The sequence below is a fragment of the Stenotrophomonas rhizophila genome, from assembly GCF_000661955.1.
In the GTDB taxonomy this organism is placed as follows: Bacteria; Pseudomonadota; Gammaproteobacteria; order Xanthomonadales; family Xanthomonadaceae; genus Stenotrophomonas; species Stenotrophomonas rhizophila.
Map to the genome: position 1 here is coordinate 3988516 of NZ_CP007597.1, position 21448 is coordinate 4009963.

Annotated in this window: 22 protein-coding genes; 13 read left to right on the forward strand and 9 right to left on the reverse strand. The window is 67.8% G+C overall.

Features of this window, described 5'->3' with window-relative positions; translation table 11 throughout:
• Positions 1-133: 133 nt before the first annotated feature.
• Positions 134-1354, reverse strand: coding sequence for an MFS transporter (locus DX03_RS17480; protein ID WP_425598284.1), 1221 nt, complete (start codon positions 1352-1354; stop codon positions 134-136).
• Between the two features lie 336 nt (positions 1355-1690).
• Between DX03_RS17480 and DX03_RS17485 the strand changes: the two genes are divergently transcribed.
• Positions 1691-2593, forward strand: a complete 903-nt coding sequence (locus DX03_RS17485; protein ID WP_038690770.1) for a LysR family transcriptional regulator — start codon at positions 1691-1693, stop codon at positions 2591-2593.
• Between the two features lie 175 nt (positions 2594-2768).
• Complete coding sequence (locus tag DX03_RS17490; protein WP_038690771.1) at positions 2769-4379, forward strand: ABC-F family ATP-binding cassette domain-containing protein; 1611 nt, start codon at positions 2769-2771, stop codon at positions 4377-4379.
• Positions 4380-4388: 9 nt separating this feature from the next.
• Here DX03_RS17490 and DX03_RS17495 read toward each other — a convergent pair whose 3' ends face one another.
• Positions 4389-5720, reverse strand: coding sequence for a GTP-binding protein (locus tag DX03_RS17495; protein WP_038690773.1), 1332 nt, complete (start codon positions 5718-5720; stop codon positions 4389-4391).
• A 68-nt stretch (positions 5721-5788) separates the two neighbouring features.
• Between DX03_RS17495 and DX03_RS17500 the strand changes: the two genes are divergently transcribed.
• Positions 5789-6160: a MerC domain-containing protein gene (locus DX03_RS17500; RefSeq protein ID WP_038690775.1), complete on the forward strand. Its 372-nt coding sequence runs from the start codon at positions 5789-5791 to the stop codon at positions 6158-6160.
• Positions 6161-6231: 71 nt separating this feature from the next.
• Here DX03_RS17500 and DX03_RS17505 read toward each other — a convergent pair whose 3' ends face one another.
• The gene (locus DX03_RS17505) at positions 6232-6492 is read right to left on the reverse strand and encodes a hypothetical protein (RefSeq protein ID WP_244880141.1); all 261 of its coding nucleotides are present in this window, start codon (positions 6490-6492) and stop codon (positions 6232-6234) included.
• A gap of 204 nt (positions 6493-6696) precedes the next feature.
• Here DX03_RS17505 and DX03_RS17510 point away from each other — a divergent pair, with 204 nt between their 5' ends.
• Entirely contained in the window at positions 6697-7122 is a 426-nt protein-coding gene (locus DX03_RS17510) for a hypothetical protein (RefSeq protein WP_038690777.1), read from the forward strand.
• 22 nt (positions 7123-7144) lie between these two features.
• Here the strand turns inward: DX03_RS17510 and DX03_RS17515 are convergent, their stop codons facing one another.
• On the reverse strand, positions 7145-7630 hold the full coding sequence (locus tag DX03_RS17515; protein WP_038690778.1) for an REP-associated tyrosine transposase: 486 nt from the start codon (positions 7628-7630) through the stop codon (positions 7145-7147).
• Between the two features lie 168 nt (positions 7631-7798).
• Between DX03_RS17515 and DX03_RS17520 the strand changes: the two genes are divergently transcribed.
• Positions 7799-8251, forward strand: coding sequence for a hypothetical protein (locus DX03_RS17520; protein ID WP_038690780.1), 453 nt, complete (start codon positions 7799-7801; stop codon positions 8249-8251).
• Positions 8252-8263: 12 nt separating this feature from the next.
• Here the strand turns inward: DX03_RS17520 and DX03_RS17525 are convergent, their stop codons facing one another.
• Positions 8264-9073: a hypothetical protein gene (locus tag DX03_RS17525; protein WP_185753379.1), complete on the reverse strand. Its 810-nt coding sequence runs from the start codon at positions 9071-9073 to the stop codon at positions 8264-8266.
• A 157-nt stretch (positions 9074-9230) separates the two neighbouring features.
• Between DX03_RS17525 and DX03_RS17530 the strand changes: the two genes are divergently transcribed.
• Positions 9231-10073 carry a class I SAM-dependent methyltransferase gene (locus DX03_RS17530; RefSeq protein WP_038690784.1) on the forward strand — a complete coding sequence of 281 codons (843 nt, stop codon included), beginning with the start codon at positions 9231-9233 and terminating at the stop codon, positions 10071-10073.
• Positions 10074-10116: 43 nt separating this feature from the next.
• On the opposite strand, the gene DX03_RS21270 is transcribed toward DX03_RS17530, so the two are convergent.
• Positions 10117-10290: a hypothetical protein gene (locus tag DX03_RS21270; protein WP_185753380.1), complete on the reverse strand. Its 174-nt coding sequence runs from the start codon at positions 10288-10290 to the stop codon at positions 10117-10119.
• Between the two features lie 20 nt (positions 10291-10310).
• Positions 10311-11123 carry an alpha/beta fold hydrolase gene (locus DX03_RS17535; RefSeq protein ID WP_038690786.1) on the reverse strand — a complete coding sequence of 271 codons (813 nt, stop codon included), beginning with the start codon at positions 11121-11123 and terminating at the stop codon, positions 10311-10313.
• A gap of 739 nt (positions 11124-11862) precedes the next feature.
• Here DX03_RS17535 and DX03_RS17540 point away from each other — a divergent pair.
• From DX03_RS17540 to DX03_RS17550, 3 genes are all read left to right on the forward strand, one after another.
• On the forward strand, positions 11863-12249 hold the full coding sequence (locus tag DX03_RS17540) for a BlaI/MecI/CopY family transcriptional regulator (RefSeq protein WP_038690787.1): 387 nt from the start codon (positions 11863-11865) through the stop codon (positions 12247-12249).
• A 5-nt stretch (positions 12250-12254) separates the two neighbouring features.
• Positions 12255-13808 carry a M56 family metallopeptidase gene (locus tag DX03_RS17545; RefSeq protein WP_038690789.1) on the forward strand — a complete coding sequence of 518 codons (1554 nt, stop codon included), beginning with the start codon at positions 12255-12257 and terminating at the stop codon, positions 13806-13808.
• A 145-nt stretch (positions 13809-13953) separates the two neighbouring features.
• Complete coding sequence (locus tag DX03_RS17550) at positions 13954-15513, forward strand: serine hydrolase domain-containing protein (protein WP_051598904.1); 1560 nt, start codon at positions 13954-13956, stop codon at positions 15511-15513.
• Positions 15514-15564: 51 nt separating this feature from the next.
• Here DX03_RS17550 and DX03_RS17555 read toward each other — a convergent pair whose 3' ends face one another.
• A complete protein-coding gene (locus DX03_RS17555) occupies positions 15565-16605 on the reverse strand; it encodes a hypothetical protein (protein ID WP_185753381.1) in 1041 nt (346 codons plus the stop codon).
• A gap of 153 nt (positions 16606-16758) precedes the next feature.
• On the opposite strand from DX03_RS17555, the gene DX03_RS21275 reads away from it, so the two are divergent.
• The 4 genes from DX03_RS21275 to DX03_RS17570 all read left to right on the forward strand — a co-directional run bounded on the left by DX03_RS21275 (position 16759) and on the right by DX03_RS17570 (position 19832).
• Positions 16759-16980: a hypothetical protein gene (locus DX03_RS21275; RefSeq protein ID WP_185753382.1), complete on the forward strand. Its 222-nt coding sequence runs from the start codon at positions 16759-16761 to the stop codon at positions 16978-16980.
• On the forward strand, positions 16977-17423 hold the full coding sequence (locus tag DX03_RS17560) for a hypothetical protein (protein ID WP_038690793.1): 447 nt from the start codon (positions 16977-16979) through the stop codon (positions 17421-17423). The genes DX03_RS21275 and DX03_RS17560 overlap by 4 nt, the downstream gene beginning before the upstream one ends.
• Before the next feature lie 81 nt (positions 17424-17504).
• Complete coding sequence (locus tag DX03_RS17565; protein ID WP_185753383.1) at positions 17505-18869, forward strand: hypothetical protein; 1365 nt, start codon at positions 17505-17507, stop codon at positions 18867-18869.
• 144 nt (positions 18870-19013) lie between these two features.
• Positions 19014-19832 (forward strand): hypothetical protein, encoded by an 819-nt coding sequence (locus DX03_RS17570; protein WP_185753384.1) that lies wholly within the window; start codon positions 19014-19016, stop codon positions 19830-19832.
• Between the two features lie 331 nt (positions 19833-20163).
• Here DX03_RS17570 and DX03_RS17580 read toward each other — a convergent pair whose 3' ends face one another.
• Complete coding sequence (locus DX03_RS17580) at positions 20164-21309, reverse strand: YncE family protein (RefSeq protein WP_038690801.1); 1146 nt, start codon at positions 21307-21309, stop codon at positions 20164-20166.
• Between the last annotated feature and the right edge of the window lie 139 nt (positions 21310-21448).

Here is a 21448-nt window from a genome sequence, read left to right on the forward strand (position 1 = left end):
CGCACGCAACCCTCCTGATCCGTGGCACCACCTTAAACCATGGGTCATGCCTGGCCGGAAGACGTAGAGCCGGGCTCTGCCCGGCTGCTCTTCTGCGGGAATGCCGGGCAGAGCCCGGCACTACGCGTCCTAATTACCGATCCGCGCTGGGCCCCCACGCCCCCGGCCGGCGCATCACCACCACCAGCGTGGCGGCCAACAGTGCCAGCACCACCGCCGGCAGCCACCGCTCGCCCCACGTTTCCAGCATCACCCCACCCACCACCCCGGCGATGGCGATGGCCAGGTTCCAGCCGGTGACCACGAACGACTGCGCGATGTCGCCGGCCACCCCGGCGCGGCGCGCCACGGCGGTCTGGAACAAGGTGGGTACGCCGCCGAACGCCATGCCCCACACCACCGTGCCCAGCACCAGCACCCAAGGCGATGCGGGCCACAGCGCGAAGGCCAGCGCCGCCAGCACGAACCCGGCCGTACTGGCCAGGACCAGCACGCGCAGCCAGCGGTCCACCCACAACCCGGTGATCCAGATGCCCGCCAGCGCGGCTACACCGAACACCAGCAGCAGCCGGTCCAGCCAGGCCACCGCGCCCGACAAGGCCGCGAACGGTTCGATGTAGGTGTACAGCACGTTGTGCGCCAGCACGAACAGGAACATGGTCAACAGCGCCGCGCGCATGCCCGGCAGCCGCCACACCGCGCCCAGCGTCTGCCGCGCGCCCGCGCCCGGTGCCGCCAGCGCCGGCAAGGCCAGCCGTGCCCACACCAGCAGGCCCACACTGAGCAGCGACATCAGCGCGAACGCCCAGCGCCAGCCGATGGTCTGCCCGAGCAAGGTGCCGGCGGGAATGCCCAGCGACAACGCCAACGGCGTACCCACCATCGCCACCGCGATGGCGCGCCCCTGCAACCGGGGCGCCACCATACGGCTGGCATAGCCGGCCACCAACGACCACAGCAAGCCCGCGCTGATACCGGCGACGAAGCGCGCCACCAGCATCACCGCGTAGTGGTGGGTCAGGGCTGTAATCGTATTGACCACCACGAAACCGGCGATCGCGGCCAGCAGCAGCGGTCGCCGCGGCAGGCGCTGGGTAAGGGCGGTCATCGGCAACGCGGTCACCAGCGACCCGAACGCATAGATGGTTACCAGCTGGCCCACCAGCGCGCGGCTCACGCCCAGATCGGCGCTCATCGGCGACAGCAGCCCGGCCGGCAAGGCTTCGGTGAGGATGGTGATGAAGCCGGCGCAGGCCAGCGCCAGCAACCCGGACAGCGGCAACCGTTCGGCCGCTACGGGCTCAGCGGCAAGCGCACACGCGCCGGCCTCGCCACTCATGCCTGCGCCGCTCATGCCCACGTCCTGCTGGAACAGGCACTGGCACTGGCGAGTGACAGTAAGGCATCCACCGCGGCCAGCCGCAGCGGGGCAAAGGGGGGCGCATCAAGCACGGAGGACATGGCGGCATTCCAGCAACAGGGGGAGCGCCATGCTCGGCGTTCGGCGGCGCGCCAAACACCCAGGCAGCGGTCCACACATTCCGGACACTGCATTCCGCAATCCGCGCAGACCCCGTACCAGCAAGGGATGCAGCCGATGCCACCGCGGCACGCACCACTGCATCCCACCGGCCGCGCGCCACCGCTGCGCCGGGCCGCTAGAGTGGCGCCTTTCCCCTTGGGTGCGGCCATGTCGGCATTGGACAACATCGGCAACCTGCAGACCTTCGTGCACGTGGCCGACACCCGCAGCTTCGTCGACACCGGACGCCTGCTCGGCGTGTCGGCCTCGGCCACCGGCAAGACCATCACGCGCCTGGAGCAGGCGCTGGGCGTGCGCCTGTTCCACCGCAGCACGCGCAGCGTGACCCTCACCGCCGAGGGCGAGCGCTTCCTGCTGCGGTGCCGGCGCATCCTCGACGAGCTGGACACCGCCCGCACCGAACTGGCCCAGCAGGCCGCCGCCCCGTGTGGCGTGCTGCGGCTGAGCCTGCCGCTGGTGGGTGACCTCTCGCTGCCGATCCTGTCGGCGTTCATGGCCACCTACCCCGGCATCCGCCTGGAGCTGGATTTCGACGACCGCCTGGTGGATGTGGTCGAGGAAGGCTTCGATGCGGTGCTGCGCGTGGGCGAGCCGTCCGACTCACGGCTCAGCGCGCGACGACTGGGCGTGTTCCCGCGCTACCTGGTGGCCTCGCCGGACTACCTGGCACGGCGCGGCACGCCCCAGGCCCCGCCCGATCTGCTGCAGCACGACTGCCTGCACTACCGCTACCCCAGCAGCGGCAAGCTGGAACCGTGGCCGCTGCCACGCGCGCCCGGAGAACCGGCGCTGGAGCTGCCGGTATCGATGGTGGCCAACACCATCGAGGCGCGCCTGGCCTTCGCGCTGGCCGGGCGCGGTATCGGCTACATCCCCGAGCACTCGGTGCGTGCTGCGCTGGCCGATGGCCGCCTGGTGCGCGTGCTGCCCGAGCAGATCCACGCCTGCGGCACCTTCCACCTGCTGTGGCCGTCGGGCCGCCACGTGCTGCCCAAGCTGCGGGTATTCATCGATTTCGTCAGCGCGCGGCTCACCGGGGTTAGCTGTTGAACAGCGTGCATTCACTCCCTTGGCCCGGTGCAAATCTATACTGGCCGCGCGACAGCCAGTCGCCTGTGTAATGAGGTATGCCCGCATGCGCCAGTGATGCCCCGCCGTCTGTTTGACGGCCTGTGTCCTTCCCGCCCCGTGCGTGAAGGGAACCCACGGCATCCCTGGAGGTCGCATGACCGCATTTTCTCTCACGCTCGACCGCGTGACCTGCACCCTCCCCGATGGGCGGGTCCTGTTTTCCGATATCAGCACCCACATCGACACCACCCCGACTGGCCTGGTCGGGCGCAATGGCGTGGGCAAGAGCGTGCTGGCCCGCGTGTTGGCTGGCCAGCACGCGCCCAGCGCCGGCCAGGTGCAGCGCACCGGCCATGTGCACCTGCTGGCCCAGCACAGCGGCGCCCCACCGGGCAGCATCGCCGCCCTGGCCGGCGTGGCCCCGCTGCTGGATGCGTTGGCGCGCATCGAGGCCGGCAGTGTCGACCCCGCCGATTTCACCGTGGTGGGCGAGCGCTGGAACATCCGCGAACAGCTGCAGGCGCAATGGCAGCAGTTGGGATTGCCGCCGTTGGATCCCGCGCGGCCGGCCGCGTCGCTCAGCGGTGGCCAGGCCATGCAGGTGGCCCTTGGCGGTGCGCTGCTGTCGCAGGCCGACGGCCTGATCCTCGACGAACCCAGCAACCATCTCGATGCCAGCCACCGCACGCGGCTGCTGGATGCGTTGGCGCAATGGCGCGGCGGCCTGGTGGTGATCAGCCACGACCGCCGCGTGCTGGGCGCGATGCAGCGCATCGTCGAACTGTCGCCGGGCGGGCTGCGCAGCTACGGCGGCAACTACGACCTGTACGCCGCGCAGAAGCACGACGAGCACAGTGCCGCCACCGAACTGCTCGCCCTGCGCAAGCGCGAGCGGCGCCACCAGCACGATGCCGCGCGCGAACAACGCGAACGGCTTGAGCACCGCCAGTCGCGCGCGCAGCGCACCGCGCGCACGGCCAACCAGGCGCCGATCCTGCTGGGCGGCATGAAGAACCGCAGCGAGCACAGTGCCGGGCGCTGGCAGGCCCAGCAGCTGGAGCGCAGCGCGGTGGTGGACGCCCGCGTGCGCGACGCCGCTGCGCAGCTGGACGATGCCACCGGAATTGCCCTGCTGCCCCCCCACCACGCAGAGCCCGGGCCGCAGCGCGTGGCCGAGCTCACCGACGTCCAGCTGCCGTGGGTGTCGCCGCCGTGGCAGCACCACACCCTGCAGGTGCAGCGCGGCCAACGCATCGGCGTGCGCGGCCCGAACGGCAGTGGCAAATCCACGTTGCTGCGGCTGCTGGCCGGCCAGTGTGAGGCCGTCGCCGGTACCTGCACGGTAGCCGCGCGCACCGCGCTGCTCGACCAATCCCTGTCGTCGCTGCCGGCGCAGGCAACGGCGCTGGAGCTGCTGCGCGATGCCCACCCCGACGGCGGCGACGCCGATGCGCGCACCCGGCTCGCGCTGCTCGGGCTGGACGCCGAACGCAGCCTGCGCCCGCTGTCCACGCTGAGTGGCGGCGAGCGCCTGAAAGCCGCGCTGGCCGCCGTGCTGTACGCGCGCGCGCCGCCGCAGTTGCTGCTGCTCGACGAACCCGGCAACCACCTCGACCTGCCCTCGCTGGCCGCGCTGGAGCAGATGCTCAGCCAGTTCCCGGGCACGCTGATGCTCGTCTCGCACGACCCGGCGCTGCTCGACGCCGTGGGGCTGACCCACTACCTGGACGCAGCCGCCGAAGGCTGGTCGTTGACGGCGGTGTAAACGGACGCGTCAGTGCCGCGACCACGCCGGGAACGCGTCGGGCAGCAGCTGCCACAGCATCGGTCCGGCGCGCATTTCGGTATCGGTGAGCAGGCAAGCGTCGAACTCGGCACGCACCGCGCGCTCGTCCATCTCCACCCCGATCACCGCCAGCTCCTGGCGGCGATCGCCCCACCACGGGTGCCACATCCGGCGCATGGTCTGGTACTCGCCGGCATCGCCCACCTCGTCCCTGCCCGGCATCGGCGCGGTCCAGCAGGCGGCCTGTTGGCGCACCCAGCCCACGTCGGTGTACGGCACCTGCGGCGGCGGCAGCAGCGGCGGAGTGTCTTCCAACCCGGCCTCCACCCGCTGGCGCGCGGCGTACCAGAAACCGGCAGCCTCGGTGCGGGTAGCCGCGCCCACGCTGGACAGCTCGCCCACCCAGTCCATGCGGTTGGCCAGCCAGAAGAAGCCCTTGCTGCGGATCACCGGCCCCAGCCCCTGCTGCAGCAGCTGCGCGAAGCGCTGCGGGTGGAATGGCCGGCGCGCCCGGTACACGAAGCTGCTGATGCCGTACTCCTCGGTCTCCGGCGTATGCACGCCACGCAGTGCCTGCATCCAGCCCGGTGCCAACTGCGCCTTGATGTAGTCGAAGCGATGCGTGTCCAGCACCTCGTGCAGCGGTACGTTGCCGTGCTCGGACAACACCAGCCGCGCGTCGCGGTTCATCGCGCGCAGCACGGCCTGGGTCGACTGCAGCGTGTCGTCGGTGATCAGGTCGCACTTGCTCACCACGATCACATCGGCAAACTCGATCTGCTCGGCCAGCAGGTTGACCACCCCGCGCACGTCATCGGCGCCGGCCTGCTGGCCACGGTCGGCAAGCCGGTCGGTCGAGCCGAAGTCGTGCAGGAACTGCTGCCCGTCCACCACCGTCACCATCGTGTCCAACCGTGCGATGTCGTTGAGGCAGAAGCCGTCCTCATCGCGTACCGAGAACGTGGCCGCCACCGGCATCGGTTCGGCGATACCGGTCGATTCGATCAGCAGGTAGTCGTAGCAGCCCTCGGCGGCCAACCGTTTGACCTCCTGCAGCAGGTCGTCGCGCAGGGTGCAGCAGATGCAGCCATTGCTGAATTCCACCAGGGTCTCTTCAGTACGGCGCAGCGCCGCGCCGCCATCGCGCACCAGCTGCGCGTCGATGTTGATCTCGCTCATGTCGTTGACGATCACCGCCACCCGCCGTCCCTCGCGGTTGCGCAGCAGCTGGTTGAGCAGCGTGGTCTTGCCGGCGCCAAGGAAACCGGACAACACGGTTACCGGCAGGCGGGCATCGGTGGGGGCAGCAGTGGCGTTCATGGAAGGACAGGGTCCGCAGCGGAATGAAATGTTACTATATAACATTCACCGATCCGGGCCCCACCCCCATGAAGCGTTCCTCAACCCTGCTCGATGCCGGCGCCATCGCCCTGTCCAGCCTGTGCCTGCTGCACTGCCTGGCCCTGCCGATCCTGGCCGCCACCCTGCCGTTGTTCGGGGTGTGGGCGCAGGCCGAATGGGTGCACGTGCTGTTCGTGGCCATCGCCGCCCCACTGACCGGCTTCGCCCTGTGGCGCGCACACCGCCAGCAGCGCCTGCCTGCAGCGGCCGTCACCAGCGCCGCGCTGGGCCTGCTGCTGTTGCTGGCCGGCGCCGCCGAGTGGCCCAGCCACGAGAGCGAAACCCCGATGACCGTCGCCGGCAGTCTGCTGTTGGCAGCCACGCATGTCTGGAACGCATGGCGGCGGCATCGGCATTGAGCGGGTGTCAGCCGTAGCGGCGGGCGTGATGCGGCCCCGCGTCAGCGCGCGGCCGCCCGCCGTCACCGCACTCAGCGGTGCAGCAGCATCGACACGAGGAACAGCGCCAACGGTGCCGTGCTGACCACCGCACCGACGATCCCCAGCCACGGCCAGCGTTCCTGGCGCACCCGCGAGGCCATGCTGGCCACCAGCCCCACGGCCGCCGCCGCGAGCACGCCGATGGCGACGCCGGTGGTACCGGCCCCGGCAATGACGCCGTGATTGGCCACGCCGGCCAGCCAGCCGGCCGCACCGCCTACGGGCAGGCCAAGGAAACTGCACAGCCCCAACAGGGGCGCGCGCGTGGCACGCGGTGATGCGGGAACGGATGCTGGTGCGGGCGAAAGGGTGTCCTGGGGCACAGGCGCTACTCGTCTGGAATGTCTCCACCGTACACCCGGGCGCATGGCAGCGGCGTACACGGTGGCCTCTCTACACGGCGTCGTTGGACGAGGTTGCCTAGACTGCGCCTATCGCCGTAGGAGGTCACCGCCATGCGCCCTGCCGCTTCACTGCTTCTGCTTGCCCCGGTACTGCTGCTTGGCGCCTGCGGCAACCACGACAACGGCGCGGGCGTGTTCTCCGCCGATCCCCTGCTGGGCTGCTACGCCACCCACGCGCGCAAACCCGCCGAGTTCCGCATCGAGCAGCAGCAGGGCCAGTACTTCGTCAGCTTCAACCGCGACGAGCAATGGCAGCGCGAGTCCACGGCGTTGCAGGTTTCCTCGCGCGCGGACATCACCCGCTACTTCAAGGACGATGCCGACCAGATCGACAAGGCGTTGGTCCGGCCCACTGGCGGGTTCGGTATCTTCCACTTCAACCCGGGCGCCACGCTCAAGGGCAAGGACAAGAACAGCGACTACATGGCCCTGGTACTGATCGGGGCCGGGCCGGTGTTCAAGGTGCGCTGCGGCTGATCCTGGCGACAACGGCATTACCTCAGCATGGCACCTCCTCCTGCCGCCCCGTGCGATGGATGGAGCTGTACGGCCACTCCATCGCATCGCGCACGTGGCCGTGCTTCACCGGGTTCTGGTGCACATAGGCCACGTGCCGATGGAAATCGTCCTCGTCCAGGATGCGGTGTTCGCGGAAACTGCTGTGCCACAGCGGCCGCGCGGAACGATCGCGACGCAGCACCGCGCGCGGCGGCTTGCCCGGTAGATGGCGGTCGAAGATGGCCTGGATCTGTGTCCAGCGCCGGTGCCCGTCATCGTCCCCCGCCGGCAGCGTCCAGACGCCATGCAGATGGTCGGGCAGCACCACGATGGCGTCGATGCGGAATGGCCGTGCCTGCTGCGCTACGCGGAACGCCAGCCGCAATGCCTGCGCGTGCTCCACCAGCAACCCGGTGTGGGCACGGTGCAGGTGCGCGCTGAAGAAGTACGCGTTGCCGGGCTGCCAGGGGCGGTGATCGGAGGACATGCACACAGTGTCCGTGTCCGCCTGCGAAGCAACGATCAGGACACGCAGTGCCGCTGGCTGGGAAAGCCACGCACGGTGCTGTCATCGCATGAGCCGCGGCGGGTCAGGCATCCCCTCATCGGGGTGGCGACGCTAGACTGCGCGGTCACCCGCACCCGTGGCTGCCTGATGCGATTGTCCGCCCTGTTGTTGCCTGCGCTTGTGCTGCTGGCCGGCTGCGGCAACGGCGATTCGATCGGCCAGGGGCGGTTGATCGGCTGCTATGCCGCACCGGGGCCACACAGCCGGGAAAGCGTCAAACTCACGCGCGTGGACGGCCGTTACTTCATCGCCTACCGGCTCGCCTCGCCCTGGCGCCAGGTGGACACACCGCTGATCACCCCCGACGACGAGCAGCGCGCGACCCTGTTCAATGCGGCCGAGCTTGCCCAGATCGAAGACGCCCTGCTGACCCCGGACGGCCAGAGTGGCGTGTTCCGTTTCAAGGCCGGTGCACGCGTCCACGGCGAAGCGCTGGACGATGCGCATGTGGTGGTCGAAGGCGGCCAGGTGCGTGCCATGCGCAAGCAACGCTGCCAGTGGTTGTTCAGCCGCGGAACGCTGTTGCGCTACGGAACCTGACGCGCACCGTCATCAGCGATGCTGCGCCTCGCAGGCGACCCGCGCGGTGGCGGCGATCCGCTCCACCAGAATCGCGTCCTCGCGACGGCCCAGCCGTTCAAACGCCTTGGAGGAGTCGGGCAGCAGCCGACGCAGCGCTTGACTGACCGGCACCGACCAGGTGGTCACGGCGGCATCGCCTGCACCGGGGTCACCCAGCACCCACGGCAGCATCAGCAACGTGCGCTCGTTGGAAGCCAGCACCTGCGGTGGTCGGTGCTCGTAGCGGATCACCACCCGCATGGCGGGGTCATCATCGGTCCAGATGCCGCTGGCGTAGTAACGACCCAGCTGTGCCTTCAGGGAGGCGCCCTGCAGCAGCGCATGCACCTTGGCCTCGAACGCGCGCGGGGTGCAACCAGGTGCCGGCGTCGAATAGTCCGGCAGCGCCTGTTCCAGTATCCGCGCTGGCCGCACCCGTCGCGCCACCGCGTCCACGCCGCGCTCGCGCGACCACGGTGGAGCGGAAACCGCCCACAGCAGCTCGGCAACGCGTTGCGCCGGGATCGCATCGGTCACCACCGCATCCGGGTCGTCCTGGCTGTCCAGCTGCGAGCTGCGCTGGAACGTGCGTCGGCCCGCGCCCGGTTCCAATCGGTGCACTTCGTCCACCCGGCCCCAGCCGCTGTACTGGTACCGGATCACGATGGACTGCACGTCCTGCAAGGCGCCTGCCGGCGGGCCATGCGGCGCGCTGCAGCCGGTAACCAGCACTACGCCCAGCATCATCAGTGCGCGCGCCCAGCGCGGGAAATGGCGGATGTACTCCAACGGTGTGACCACGTCGATTCCCTGTAAGGCCCTGCAGCACGGTATGCCGCCGGTACTATAGAGCCTCCCGCGCTCCCGCAGCCTGCCCCCGGGCGCGGTCTCAGGTACGATGCCCTCCCCTGGCTGACCTGACGCCACGCTGCCCCGCAGCCCCGGCGCCCCCACTCCCGTGCCCCATTACACCGGCCCCCTGCTGACCCGCCCGCTTGCCGAAGCCCTCACCCGCGCCCGCGACAGCGGCGCAACCGAATGGACCGGCTCGCTCGACCTGGGCCTGTCCACCGGCACCGCCACGCTGGCCGCCGACCATTGGCTGTGGAAGGGCGAGCGCTACGACTACCCGGGCAAGACCAAGGACCGCACCCTGTACTACTGGGACGGCGAAGAATTCCTCGCGGTGTCGCGCTTCGGCTCGGCGCTGATCAAGCTGGTGCCCACCGAGTGGGATGCCCCCACCTTCGAAATCGACGGCATCAAGATGCTGCCCAGCGCGCAGGTGTCGCCGTTTGAAGATGCGCGGCGCAAGGTGGCGCTGATTGCCCCGGCCGGCAAGTTCGTGCTGGATACGTGCGGCGGGCTCGGCTACTTCGCGGCGTGCTGCCTGGAAGGTGGTGTTACCCGTATCCAGTCGTTCGAGAAGAACCCGGACGTCCTGTGGCTGCGCACGCTTAACCCGTGGTCGCCCGACCCGGAGGCGGCCAGCAGCGGCGGACGCCTGTCGCTGACCCATGCCGACGTGTCACAGGCCATTGAAGGGATCGAATCCAGCTCGGTAGACGCCATCCTGCACGACCCGCCGCGCTTCGGCATTGCCGGCGAGTTGTATTCGCAGGTGTTCTACGACCAGTTGGCGCGGGTGATCCGCAAGGGCGGGCGCATGTTCCACTACACCGGCGCGCCGAACAAACTCACCAGCGGCCGCGATGTGCCGCGCGAAGTGGCCAAGCGTCTGGAAAAGGCCGGCTTCAAGGCCGACCTGGCCATGGACGGCGTACTCGCGGTTCGCCGCTGACGTCGCCGCCCGTTTCCGGGCGACGGCGCGTGAGCGGGGTGCGTTAGTCCCCGCGCGGCAGCTTTGCCGCCCACATGTTGTCCACCAGGTTTGGATACGCCCGGCCGTTTTCTTCGGCCCGTTGCCGTGCGGCTTCTTTCTGTGCCGGCGACAACGGGCGCGAGGCCCCGCCATTGGGGTTGGGTTTCTTCCACGGCGGGGTGCGGGTCTGGCGCATGGGCAGATGCTACCGCACCGTCACTTGGCCAGGAACGCAACCAACGCCGCGTTGAACTGCTCGGCGTGGCTGGCATTGCAGCCGTGCGGCGCGTCCTTCAGCACCACCGCCTCGCTCCCGGCAATGGCCGCGTGGGTGCGCTTGCCCGAGCCCTCGTACGGCACCGTGCCATCGCTGTCGCCGTGCAGCACCAAGGTGGGCACAGTGACCTTCTTCAGGTCCTCGCGGAAGTCGGTGGTGCCGAAGGCCTTCATGCAGCCCAGCGCAGCGGTCTGGTCGGATTGCTTGCACAATGCGATGGCCTCCTGGCGCTGTGTTTCGCTGACCTTGAGCTCACCGTTGGCGCTGAAGAAGTCCTTGGTGAAGCCATCGAAGAAGGTATCGCGATCGCGCTCCAGGCCCTGCTTCATCTCATCGGCCTTGGCCGGGGTCAGCGGGCCTTCGGGATTGTTATCGGTCTTGAGCATGTACGGCGGCACGGCCGAGGCGAACACCACGCTGTGCAGGCGCTGCTCGCCGTGGCGGGCGATGTAGCGGGCCACTTCGCCGCCGCCCATCGAGAAGCCCACCAGCGTGACATCCCGCAGGTCGAGGTCGTTGATCACCCCGGCCAGATCGTCGGCCAGCGTGTCGTACTCGTAGCCGGCGGCCGGTTTGTCCGAACGCCCGAAGCCACGGCGGTCGTAGGCCACCACGCGATAGCCGGCGTCCTTCAGCACCGGCACCTGTGCCTTCCACGATTCGGCCGACAGCGGCCAACCGTGGATCAACACCACCGGGCGGCCGGTACCGCCGGTATCTTCAACGTGCAGGCGAACGCGGGAAGCAGTCATGGAAACTCCGTGTGTGGGCGGAAAGAGAGTGGCCGATGCTAGGCAGACGGCACCGCGCGGCCTGTGAAAAAATCCGCCGCAACGTCTACGCCGCCTGCACAGCAGTGTGCGCATCGCCAGCGCACGGAGTACGGGAATGAATCGCACATCAACCGTAGGGCGCGTCATCCACTCCGGGTCAACCACGCCGCACACATGCGTGTCTCCTCCATCGTAGCGGCGCGGTCCATCGGCGCAGCTGTCTCAACCTGTGAGACAGCTGCGCCGCATGCTGCATCACGTGCCACTCCACAGAGACCGGGACAGATGGACCTTCGCCCGCTTTATCCCCGCGCCACCGCCCCAGCCGTGCTGGCCCTGCCGCGCGTTGCCTGCGGCGGCCTGGCGCGCACGTTGCTGCTGCACGGCGTGGGCGCACACCCCGCCTCGCGCGCCGCGTTGCGCAGGGCACTGCGCAGCAGCACGCAGCTCGGGACATGCCAGTGTTGCCCCGCGGCCCCGCGTTCGCACGGGTGTGCCGCTTCGCCGGCCGCCCGCAGCGCCGCGTGCACAGGTAAGGCGGCCTTGGTAGCCAGCGCCTGAGCGCACCGGTTTCGCACCCACCCAGCAGCCCCACATCCAAGCGCCCCGGGTCCTCGCGCCTGGCACGTTGCCGGCCCCATTACTAATTACATAGTTGACATGCCGAGCGCGGCGGGCGCACGATCCGCTCATCAACTAAGAAACCAGTAGACAGCCCATGGCCCGCCCCAGCTCGCCCACCCTGACCGACTCCGAGCGCCGCATCCTCGAAGTGCTGTGGAAGACCAAGGAAGCCTCCGTGCGCGAGGTGGCCGACGCACTGTCGAAGAAGAAGCCGGTGGCCTACACCACCGTGCTGACCATGTTCAAAGTGCTGGAAAAGAAGGGCCTGGTGACCTACCGCAGCGAAGGCCGCGCGTTCATCTACAGCGCCGCCATCAGCCGCAGCGAGGCCCGCCGCCAGGCCCTGGAAAACCTGCTCAAGTCGTTCTTCAACGACTCGCCCAGCGTGCTGGCCCAGCACCTCATCGACGAACACGACATGGACGCCGACGAACTGGCCGCCCTGCAGAAGCGTGTTGACGACGCGGGCACCCCGGGGTAATCAGCATGAGCGCACACACCACCCACACCCTGTTGACCGTTGCCGTGCAGCACCTGTGGCATGCAGCGCTGTTGCTGGCGCTGGTGCTGCTGGTAGGGCAGCGCGCGCGGCTCAGCGCCGAGGCACGTTCGTGGCTGCTGTGCGGGGCCTTCGCACTGGCCGCGGTGTCGCCGCTGCTGGTGCTGCTGCCGCGCGAAGTGGTCACCGTAGCCGAGGCCGGGGTGGCCCTGCCCACTGCAGCACAGTCGACCCTACTGCCTGTATCCGATGTGCCGGCCGCGCCAGCGTCACCCATTGCAACACTGGACGCTTTCGTACCCACCGCGCTGCAGGCATTGGCGATGATCTGGCTACTCGGCACGCTGTGGGGACTGCTGCGCCTGGCGCAGGGCATCTGGCAGGCACGGCGGCTGCACCGTGCTGCACGCCCTTCGCCCGCACTGGATGCCCTCTTGGGCCCGGCACTGCCGCGCGGCAGCTGCGTTGCCCTGTCCGATGCGGTGGCCGGCCCGATGGTGGTGGGCCTGTTCGCACCGCGCATCCTGGTTCCACCGCATCTGGCCAGCACATTGTCGCCCCCGGCGCTGCGCGATCTGCTGCTGCATGAAGCCGCGCACGTGCAGCGCCGTGATCTCTGGGTAACCGCCCTGCAGCGCACCCTGCTGGCGGTGTATTGGTGGAGCCCGTGCCTGCGCATGCTGGGCAACCGGCTGGAACTGGCCCGCGAAATGGCCTGCGATGCCCGCGCCGCACACCGCTCCAGCAGTGGCCGCGACTACGCCGACTCGCTGCTGCGCGGTATCGCCGGCATGGTGCAGCAACGCCCACAGCGCGCCGCATTGGCGGTGGGCATGTCGGGCAGCCGCAGTGGGCTGACGCAGCGTGTGGACGGGCTGCTGCAGTTGCAGCGGGGGCAGGTGAGCTGGCGTACCCGGCTGCGCTGGAGCGCACTGTGCCTGGCCGCGCTGGCCACCCACGTGGGTGTCACCGTGGCGGCCACCCCGCGCCTGGGCACGCCGACCGTGGTGGCGCCCAACAGCGACACCGCCACACGCACCGCATCGGCACAGGCCGAACGCCTGCTCGACGCCGCTGCAGAAGGCGACCTCGCGCAGGTGCGGCAACTGGTGCAAGGCGGCGTCGCCGTGGATACCCAGCTTCCCGGTGACGGCACCGCGCTCATCGCCGCCGCGCGCCACGGGCAACTGGCCACGGTAGACGCGCTGCTCGCCCTGGGTGCCGCGCCGGACCTGGCCTCGCGTGGCGACGGCAACCCGCTGATCGCCGCCGCCCGCCGCGGCCACCTGCCCGTGGTGGAGCGGCTGGTGGGCGCCGGCGCCGACGTCAACCGGATCGTCGCCTACGACGAGACCCCGCTGATCAACGCCGCCCGCTCCGGCGACGTGGATACCGTGGCCTACCTGGTCAACCACGGTGCCGACGTCAACCTGGGCGTGGTGGCCGACGCCGGGCAGTGGCGCTCGCCATTGAACCAGGCGCGCAACAGCCGCGTGCGCGACTACCTGATCCAACGCGGCGCTGTCACCGGCCGCCGCTGAGCCCACGCGCACACCGCGCGTAACCCGTCCCTGCAACAGCACCCCCACGTGGTGGCCACCCGGCCATCACCGGCCGACTGCGGCCTGCGTTTGGCAGCGCCGCACGTCCGGTTTCCCGCCCGCACACCCCACCCCGAGGTTCCGCATGGTTTCGATCCGTCGCGCTTCCCCTGCCGCCACCGTGCTGCCGCCCCGCCACATCCTGCTGCGTGGCGCACTCACCACCACGCTCTCACTGCTGCTGGCCCTGCCCGCCTTCGCCGCCGACCGCCACGACACCGCCATCGACAGCGCACTGACCGCCGGCCTGCGCCCCAGCGTGGTGCCCGCCAGCGATTCGCTGCCGCGCTGGTCGCTGCAGGCGCGCATGGCCCACTACCACGTGCCTGGTGTGGCCATTGCGGTGCTGCGTGACGGCAAGCTGGTGCACAGTGCCGGGTACGGCCTGCGCCAGGCCGGCAGCCGCGATGCCGTGAACGCGGACACGTTGTTCTCGGTCGGCTCGGTCAGCAAGGTCATCACCGCGGCCACCACGCTGCGGCTGGTGGCCAATGGCAGCCTCGCGCTGGACCAGGACATCACCACCTACCTGCGCAGCTGGAAGCTGGCGGCGACGCCCACCACCCCGACCCCGCAGGTGAGCCTGCGCATGCTGATGTCGCACACCGCCGGGCTGGGCGTGCACGGCTTTGCCGACTACCTGCCGGGCGAGCCGCTGCCCACGCTGCTGCAAACGCTGGACGGCATCGCCCCGGCCAAGAACAAACCGGTGCGCCTGATCCACGCACCCGGCGAGCGCGGCGACTATTCCGGCGGCGGGGTGATGGTGGAACAGCAGGTGCTTGAAGATGCCAGCGGCCAGCCCCTGGATGCACTCGCCCGCGCGCAGGTGTTCGCACCGCTGCACATGCAGCGCAGCCGCTTCACCACCCCGCCGGATACCCTCGACAACATCGCCAAGGCCCACGACGGCGACGGCGCGCCCACCGCCCTGCCGCGCGGCTGGCAGACGTTCCCCGAAGCCGGTGCGTCGGGCCTGTGGACCAGCGCCAACGACCTGGCCGCCTTCGTGGCGGCGCTGACCAACAGCTATCGCGCGCCAGGCGGTTTCCTGCCGCAGCCGATCGCCATCGACATGATGACCGAGGTATCCCCGAGCTGGCATGGCCTGGGCCCGCGCCTGGACGGCAGCGGCGCCACCCGCATCTTCCACCACGGCGGCTCCAACGACAGCTACCGCGCGTGGATCGAAGGCTATCTGGACAGCGGCGACGGCCTGGTCATCCTCACCAATGGCGAGAACGGTGCCGAGCTCACCACCGAGATCCGCAATGCCCTGTCCGACGCACTGGGCCGTGGTGTGAACCGGCCCGTGCGCCCCGTCGCGCTGGACCTGCGCGCACCCGCCTATGCCGACTACGCCGGCGTGTTCGAGCAGGACCGCAACGTGCCCATGGCGCACCGCCGCGCCTTGGCCGACATCTTCGACATTCCGGCATTGCAGGTGAAGGTGGCCAACGGACAGGTGCGCGTGGGCGTTGCCGGGCGGCCGCAGGACGGGCAAGTACTGCCGCTTGCCCCCAATCGCTTCGTGTCACCGGATATCGACGGACTGCAGATCGAGTTCCACCGCGATGCGTGGGGCAAGGTCAACGCCTTGAGCGTGGTGCATGGCGAGGCGCGCGCGTACTACGTGCGCAAGTGACAGCGGCACGCGCTGCAACGCCAGACGTTGCAGCGCGCCGGCCGTGACCGCTCAGGCCAGCGCCGCCGAATGCCGCAGCCGCACGCGGTGGTCGCCCAGCACCGCATAACGCACCGTGAGCGGTGCGCCGGGAACAAGCGCGGTCTGCAGCGCACTGGCCTTGCCGGCCGTGTCCAGAAGATGCCAATGCCCGCCCAGCCGCGCGAACAGCGCATGCTCAACCCCTTGGCGACCATCGTTGCGGCGCGCCCACATCAGCTCCTGCACGGGTCCGCTGACGGTATGGCGGCGCAACTGCCCGCGCTGTAGCCACAGCCGCGCCACCGGGGCCCACAGACCCAGCAGCCACAGCAGTGCAACGCCCACGCCGGCCCACAGCCACACGCGGACACCCGCGCCGACGGCAGGCGCTGCGGCCAGCACGGCGATGCCCAGCAGCGCCGCACCACACAGCCAAGCCGCTGCACGCAGCGCCGCCACCGGACGGGTGCAGAGGTCGCGCCAATCCTGTGCGTCCATCGGTGCGGGCGCATCGGCCACCGCTGCCATGCCGGGGTAATCCACCTGCAGCAGGTGACCGGGATGCGCCGCGCTCCATACCAGGCGCAGCGGCGTGCCCGGTGCGGGGCCCAACACGTGCTGCGGCACGAAGCCGGACAGCGCGTCGGTCCCGGGCGATTCCTCCAGCACCAGGTGGCGGTAGTCGCCCAGCACGTAGCTGCGTGGCGCCCGCGCAAAGCGTGCCTGCTGCGGCAGGATCTCGGCGGACTGCAGCGCACCCTCCATCACCGCCACCTCGGAAGATGCCAGTGCCTCGCGCAGCCACACCGGGCGACGCTGCCGCACCAGTGCCGCCGCGACGATGCCAGCCAACCCCACCACCGCTGCCAGAATCATCGGCACCCAGGTGGGCGCTGCATGCGCGCGATGCAGGCCCAGCCATCCGAAGTAGGCGGTGATCGCAACAGCCAGGCAGACGGCAATCAACAGCCACAGATTGCCGGTGGCGCGTTGGCGGGTGAGGTCGGCCTGCAAGCGGGAGCGGAGGTCGGCGGGCATCGCGATGAGGGTGCGCGGGGAAGGTGGGGACATCCGTGATCTCGGTAGCGGTGCGTCTACTGGTGACGCGACCGTTGATTATGACCCAAGCAGTTGGCGCAGCCGGCTCAGGGAACTTTTCACTAAAGAAATCACACTTCCCGCCGTTACGTCCGGTGACGCAGAGCTTCTCGACCAGGAGCAGCAATGAGCAAGGAATACGCAACCCGGAACGACCTTGTCACGGTCAACCTAATTCGGTTGCCCAACACATTCCAGACCGCGGCTGCATTGCACGGTGCCGCTGAAGACGCATGGGTCTCGCCCATTCAGCGCTCGCCTTTGGGTCTGGGACCGCTTCGTCTGCTGCCAGACACGCGTGTGGTGGTGGTGACTACCTGCATCCACGCATCAGCGGTGTTGCAATGATTCCGCAGGCTACAACGCGCATCGTGTCATTGGCGCGGCTCGTGCCGGCTTCTACGCACAAGCCGCAGAATAAGATTGACCTTCCACCCCAAACTGCTCAGTACGCTCTGCAAGGGGACATCCAAACTACCGAGCGGGTGGCCGACAGCATCTTAGGCACCAACTGCACACCCTCCGAGCCGACAATCCATGTCGGGCCGCTCCGCGTAGCGGAGTGTGTGGCGCGACCGGATTTTGCTGCGCTCTCGCGCGACGTCGCGCGATTCATAGCTGCCAGTGATCGGCTGCCCGATGCCTGCACCCAGCGGTTCGCGCTGGTGGAGGACCACATCGCCGATGCGCGCCAGCGCAGCGCCGCGTTCTTTAACCAAAAAAACCGCGTGAGTGAGGTACTTAGCCCTAGCGCCCAGCCGACGGCATTGCCTGAGGCGCTGGAAGTGTAGTCTTGCCCGTGTGAGCAGGAATGGATGACCCGCCGCAAGGCGCACGTTCTCGCAACGATCTGAACAGGAAAAGGATTTCGAATGAATATCGATGCGCGCAATGGCCGCCGCGGCTATCCCAACGGGCACAGTGCAGGAACGGCCACCCGACCGCTAGCCGCGCCGAAGCCGACGGACTGGCATGCACTGCTGGCCATGCTGGGGCAGTGGAAATGGTTGTTTGGTGCGCTTGGTACCTTCTGCGTCATCATTCACTTCTGGCGCGCAGGGTTTCTGCCACAGCTGTCGGTTATCGATCTGGGCCTGGTGGCCGGCGCGATCGTCTGCTTCGCGGCACTCATTTTCATCTATTTTTCGCTTGTGCTATTGGCGCCGGGATTAGCCTTGGCCAACCTCATCGACGAGCCGCAGCACGCGCCCGCCTCCTTTGGGACTATTGCGCGGTATGCCTTCCTCGGTTGGATCATCTCCGCAACTGCCTACTACATCATGGCGAAAGCACTGAGCGGCATGGCCCTGCAGATCAGTCTCCTGGTTTACGTGGGCACCGCCGGCCTCCTCTTCCTTGTGCTGATGATGGCAGATGAGTGGCCGTGGTGGATTCGCAGATGGCGCACCAACGGAGCGCGAAGCCGGATTGAGCTTGCCCTCTACATCGGCGCGCTCTACGCGATCACGATTCCGATTTCCGCGGTCATTCTTGGAGCAACCGCACCGGAAACTCTCTCCCAGAGTGAAGATAGTCCCATAGTGTTTCTTGGCATCCTGATCGTTGCCCATTTCGCGGTAGTTATCACGCACCGACTTACAGTTGCACTTCGGCTCGGCCTGTTGATGGGCATGACACTATTGGTCACTGTCACCACGGGTGTCGGCTTTGAATGGATTGATCGCGCCACCAGCAATTTCCGCATAGGCATGATGGCCAATCAGACGGTACTCGTGACCGAAAAGGGATGCCACATAGCCAAGGCGGCTGGCGTCGCAACCGGCTGCAACCCCATTTACAGCCCCACATCAACGCCTTCACTTTACGAGATCAAACCGGTAATGATCCTGACGCGGCTAGGCAGCTACGTAGTGATTGGTGAAAAAGGCTGGCGCTTCTCCCGCAAAACGAGCCGCTCAGTCCCGCTGCCTGCTGCCGACGTCATCTCTTGGTATAAGTATGAAGAAAGCCATCAAGAGCCGACAGCCGAAAGTGCGTCCTCTGTCCAGCCTCCTACCCGAGCCACCATCGCTGCGGCCCCGCCCGTGAGAGCCAAACCGTCGCGCAAGCCTCCCCAGGCCAAGCACCGCGCGGCTGTAACCTGCCTCCCGGATGAAGCCACGCCAACCGCTCCGCCCCACGACACCGGCGCAGCCGCGCCAACGACTAATGTCTACACGCCACCACCGCCAGCTAGTTCCTCATTGGAAGCACAGCCGCAGGAATCGCCGACCTGACCGTCGACGGCACCTGTGATCAACCGCTTCCCCGGCGAGTGCCACAAGGAAGTCACACCAACGCATCCGAAAGGGAGACGAAAGGCGTACGTCATACCACTGCGCGCCCGCGCCGGCCCTGCATGAATAATAGAGACAAAGAGAATGAGTACGCCAAACGGCAAGCCGATCACTGGCGAACGAACCTGGCCGGAAGAATCTCGCATCATCCGCAAATGGATAGAAGATCACCCGGTCCTCCTGACAGCACTTGCGTTCTTTTTGCCTAGTTCCGGGCTCTATCATTTCGTTGCGGACGGCAACGTACCACTGGAAATCGCTTCGTCCGATGCCATAGCAGCATTGCCCATGCTGCTTACACGCGTCTCATTCCTGGTCATCATGCTGTGCGCACTATTCGTGCTGCCCGCCTTGATGATGTTTGGAGGCGCCATCCGCGAGCCGGACGGACGTCTGCGAGTGCTGCCGAGATACCTCCCTGTGAGGCTCAGAAAGCTGTTGCAATGGTGGGGCACACTGGCGCTACCCGGCCTCATGATCGTAGCGGCGGTGATCGCCGATACTGCTTTCAACATCCAGGGCAATTGGCTGGTGGGCGCCGCTATCGGCGTTTCAATGGTGGTGTTCACATTGATTACAAGACGCATCCGGCGGGGCGCGCTCAAGGCACCGATTCTCTCCGAATTCATGGCGTTTGCATTGGCGGCGTGCGCAGTCCAGATGATGGCCGCATTGCTTGCCATGCAGTTAAGCCTTCGATACGTTGAGGATTCGACGAACACAGGGTGGGTAGCGCTACTTCTGGCGGGGGCCGTGATCGCCGTCGCCGTACTGCAGGTAACTATCGTCGTGGTGATTCAAGACACCAGCCAACATGCCGGATTCGTGCGGCAGGGCTTCATAGCTGCCCTGCTGCTGGTTGCAGTCGCCTTTACACATATCCACACAGCGGCGCGGCACTGACCAGCATTGCGCTCCGCGACAGCGCATCAGGGGGTCACCGGTGCGTGACGTTGCAGCTTGCTGCTGACGCTGCTGATTTCGGCATGCTGATCGACAGCAAGCCCACTGCGAAGGGAAGGACCGTTGGCCTCAAGCTCCTTTCCAATCTAGGCGGGATCTATCTGGCACGCATAGACGGCGGCAAGGATACAACCGTATACCGGATCCCTACCGACAAGGTAGTTGGCATGGCGCCTTGTAAGAAATAGTACGGATCCCAGTGCGGCTTCGGCAGCATCCGACCACACCAAGGGGCCCAGCCGCCGACGCGGTTGGGCCCTTGGTCAACGCATCAGTCCAACTGGATCCGCGCCACCGACTCCGGGCTGCCCTTGGCTTCGTTGTCGCCGTTCTTGAGGGTCACGTACAGCACGTTCTTCTTCGCATCCAGCGCCAGGCTGTTTGGGTGCGTGGGCACCGAATAGGTCTTGAGCGGCTTGTACGTATCGCTGTTGTACGACGTCACCGTGCCCGCTTCGCGGTTGGTCACGTACAGGCGCTTGCGCTTGGCGTCCAGCAGGATGCCCAACGGGCCGGCGTCGGTGGGGATGCTGGCCAGTTCCTTGCCGGTGGTGCGGTCCAGCACCAGCACGCGCTGGCCCGGGTGAGTGGAGGTGAAGCCCGAGCTGCTGGCCTGGTACTTGCGGATCATCTCCGAGCCCTGGTCGGTGACGTACAGGCGCTTGCCCGACGGCTCCAGCGCGATGTTCATCGGCTGCTCGGCGCTCACCTTGAAGCGCTGCTCCACCTTGCCGCTGTCGGTCCCCACGGTGACCACTTCGGCCAGCAGGTTGGAGGTGTACACGCGCTTGCCCTTGGCATCCAGTGCCAGACCCGGTGCCTTGGCGTTGCCCAGGCCCGGAATGGTGTTGACCACGTTCAGCGACTGCGTGTCCACCACGAACAGCACGCTGCCGTCGCCGGAGTGGCCGGTGACGTACAGGCGGTTGGCCACGCCATCCACCACCAGCTCGCGCAGGTCGTGGGTGTAGGCGGCCTTGCCGTCCCTGCCCACCTTCTTTTCCATCAGCTGCACGATGCCCACCACCTTGTGGGTGTTGGTATCCACCACGGTGACCGAGGTGTCCACGGTATTGCCGATGTACAGGCGGTGGTTGGCGTCGTCCAGCACCAGGCCGAAGGCTTTGCGCTCCAGCGGGATCTGCGCTTCAACGTCGAGGGTGTTGGGGTCCAGCAGCAACAGCTGCGCCGGGCCGGCGGCATCGCCGAAGCCACCGGACGAGGCCACGTACACCACGTCTACCGTGGGGCTGTAGGCCAGCTCATACAGGCCCTGGGCAACGGGCTTGCGCAGCACGGCGGCTGCGGTTTCGGCAGCCGGGGTGGTCTTGCCCACGGCGAACGCCGACGGGGTGCCAAGGGACAGGGTGACGGCGAGGGCCAGCGCGGCCGAACGGAGAAGGGAACGAGAGTACATGCGAGCGTCCTTGAATGGGCACGGGAGGGTGTCCTGGCTCGCTGGGCCGTACGTGTGACGGCCGGTCCCGCATGTGTGCGTGGGCTGGCTGGCTGGAATGCCGGGGAATGGTAGCAGGGTGTGGGGGTGGGTGCTTGGG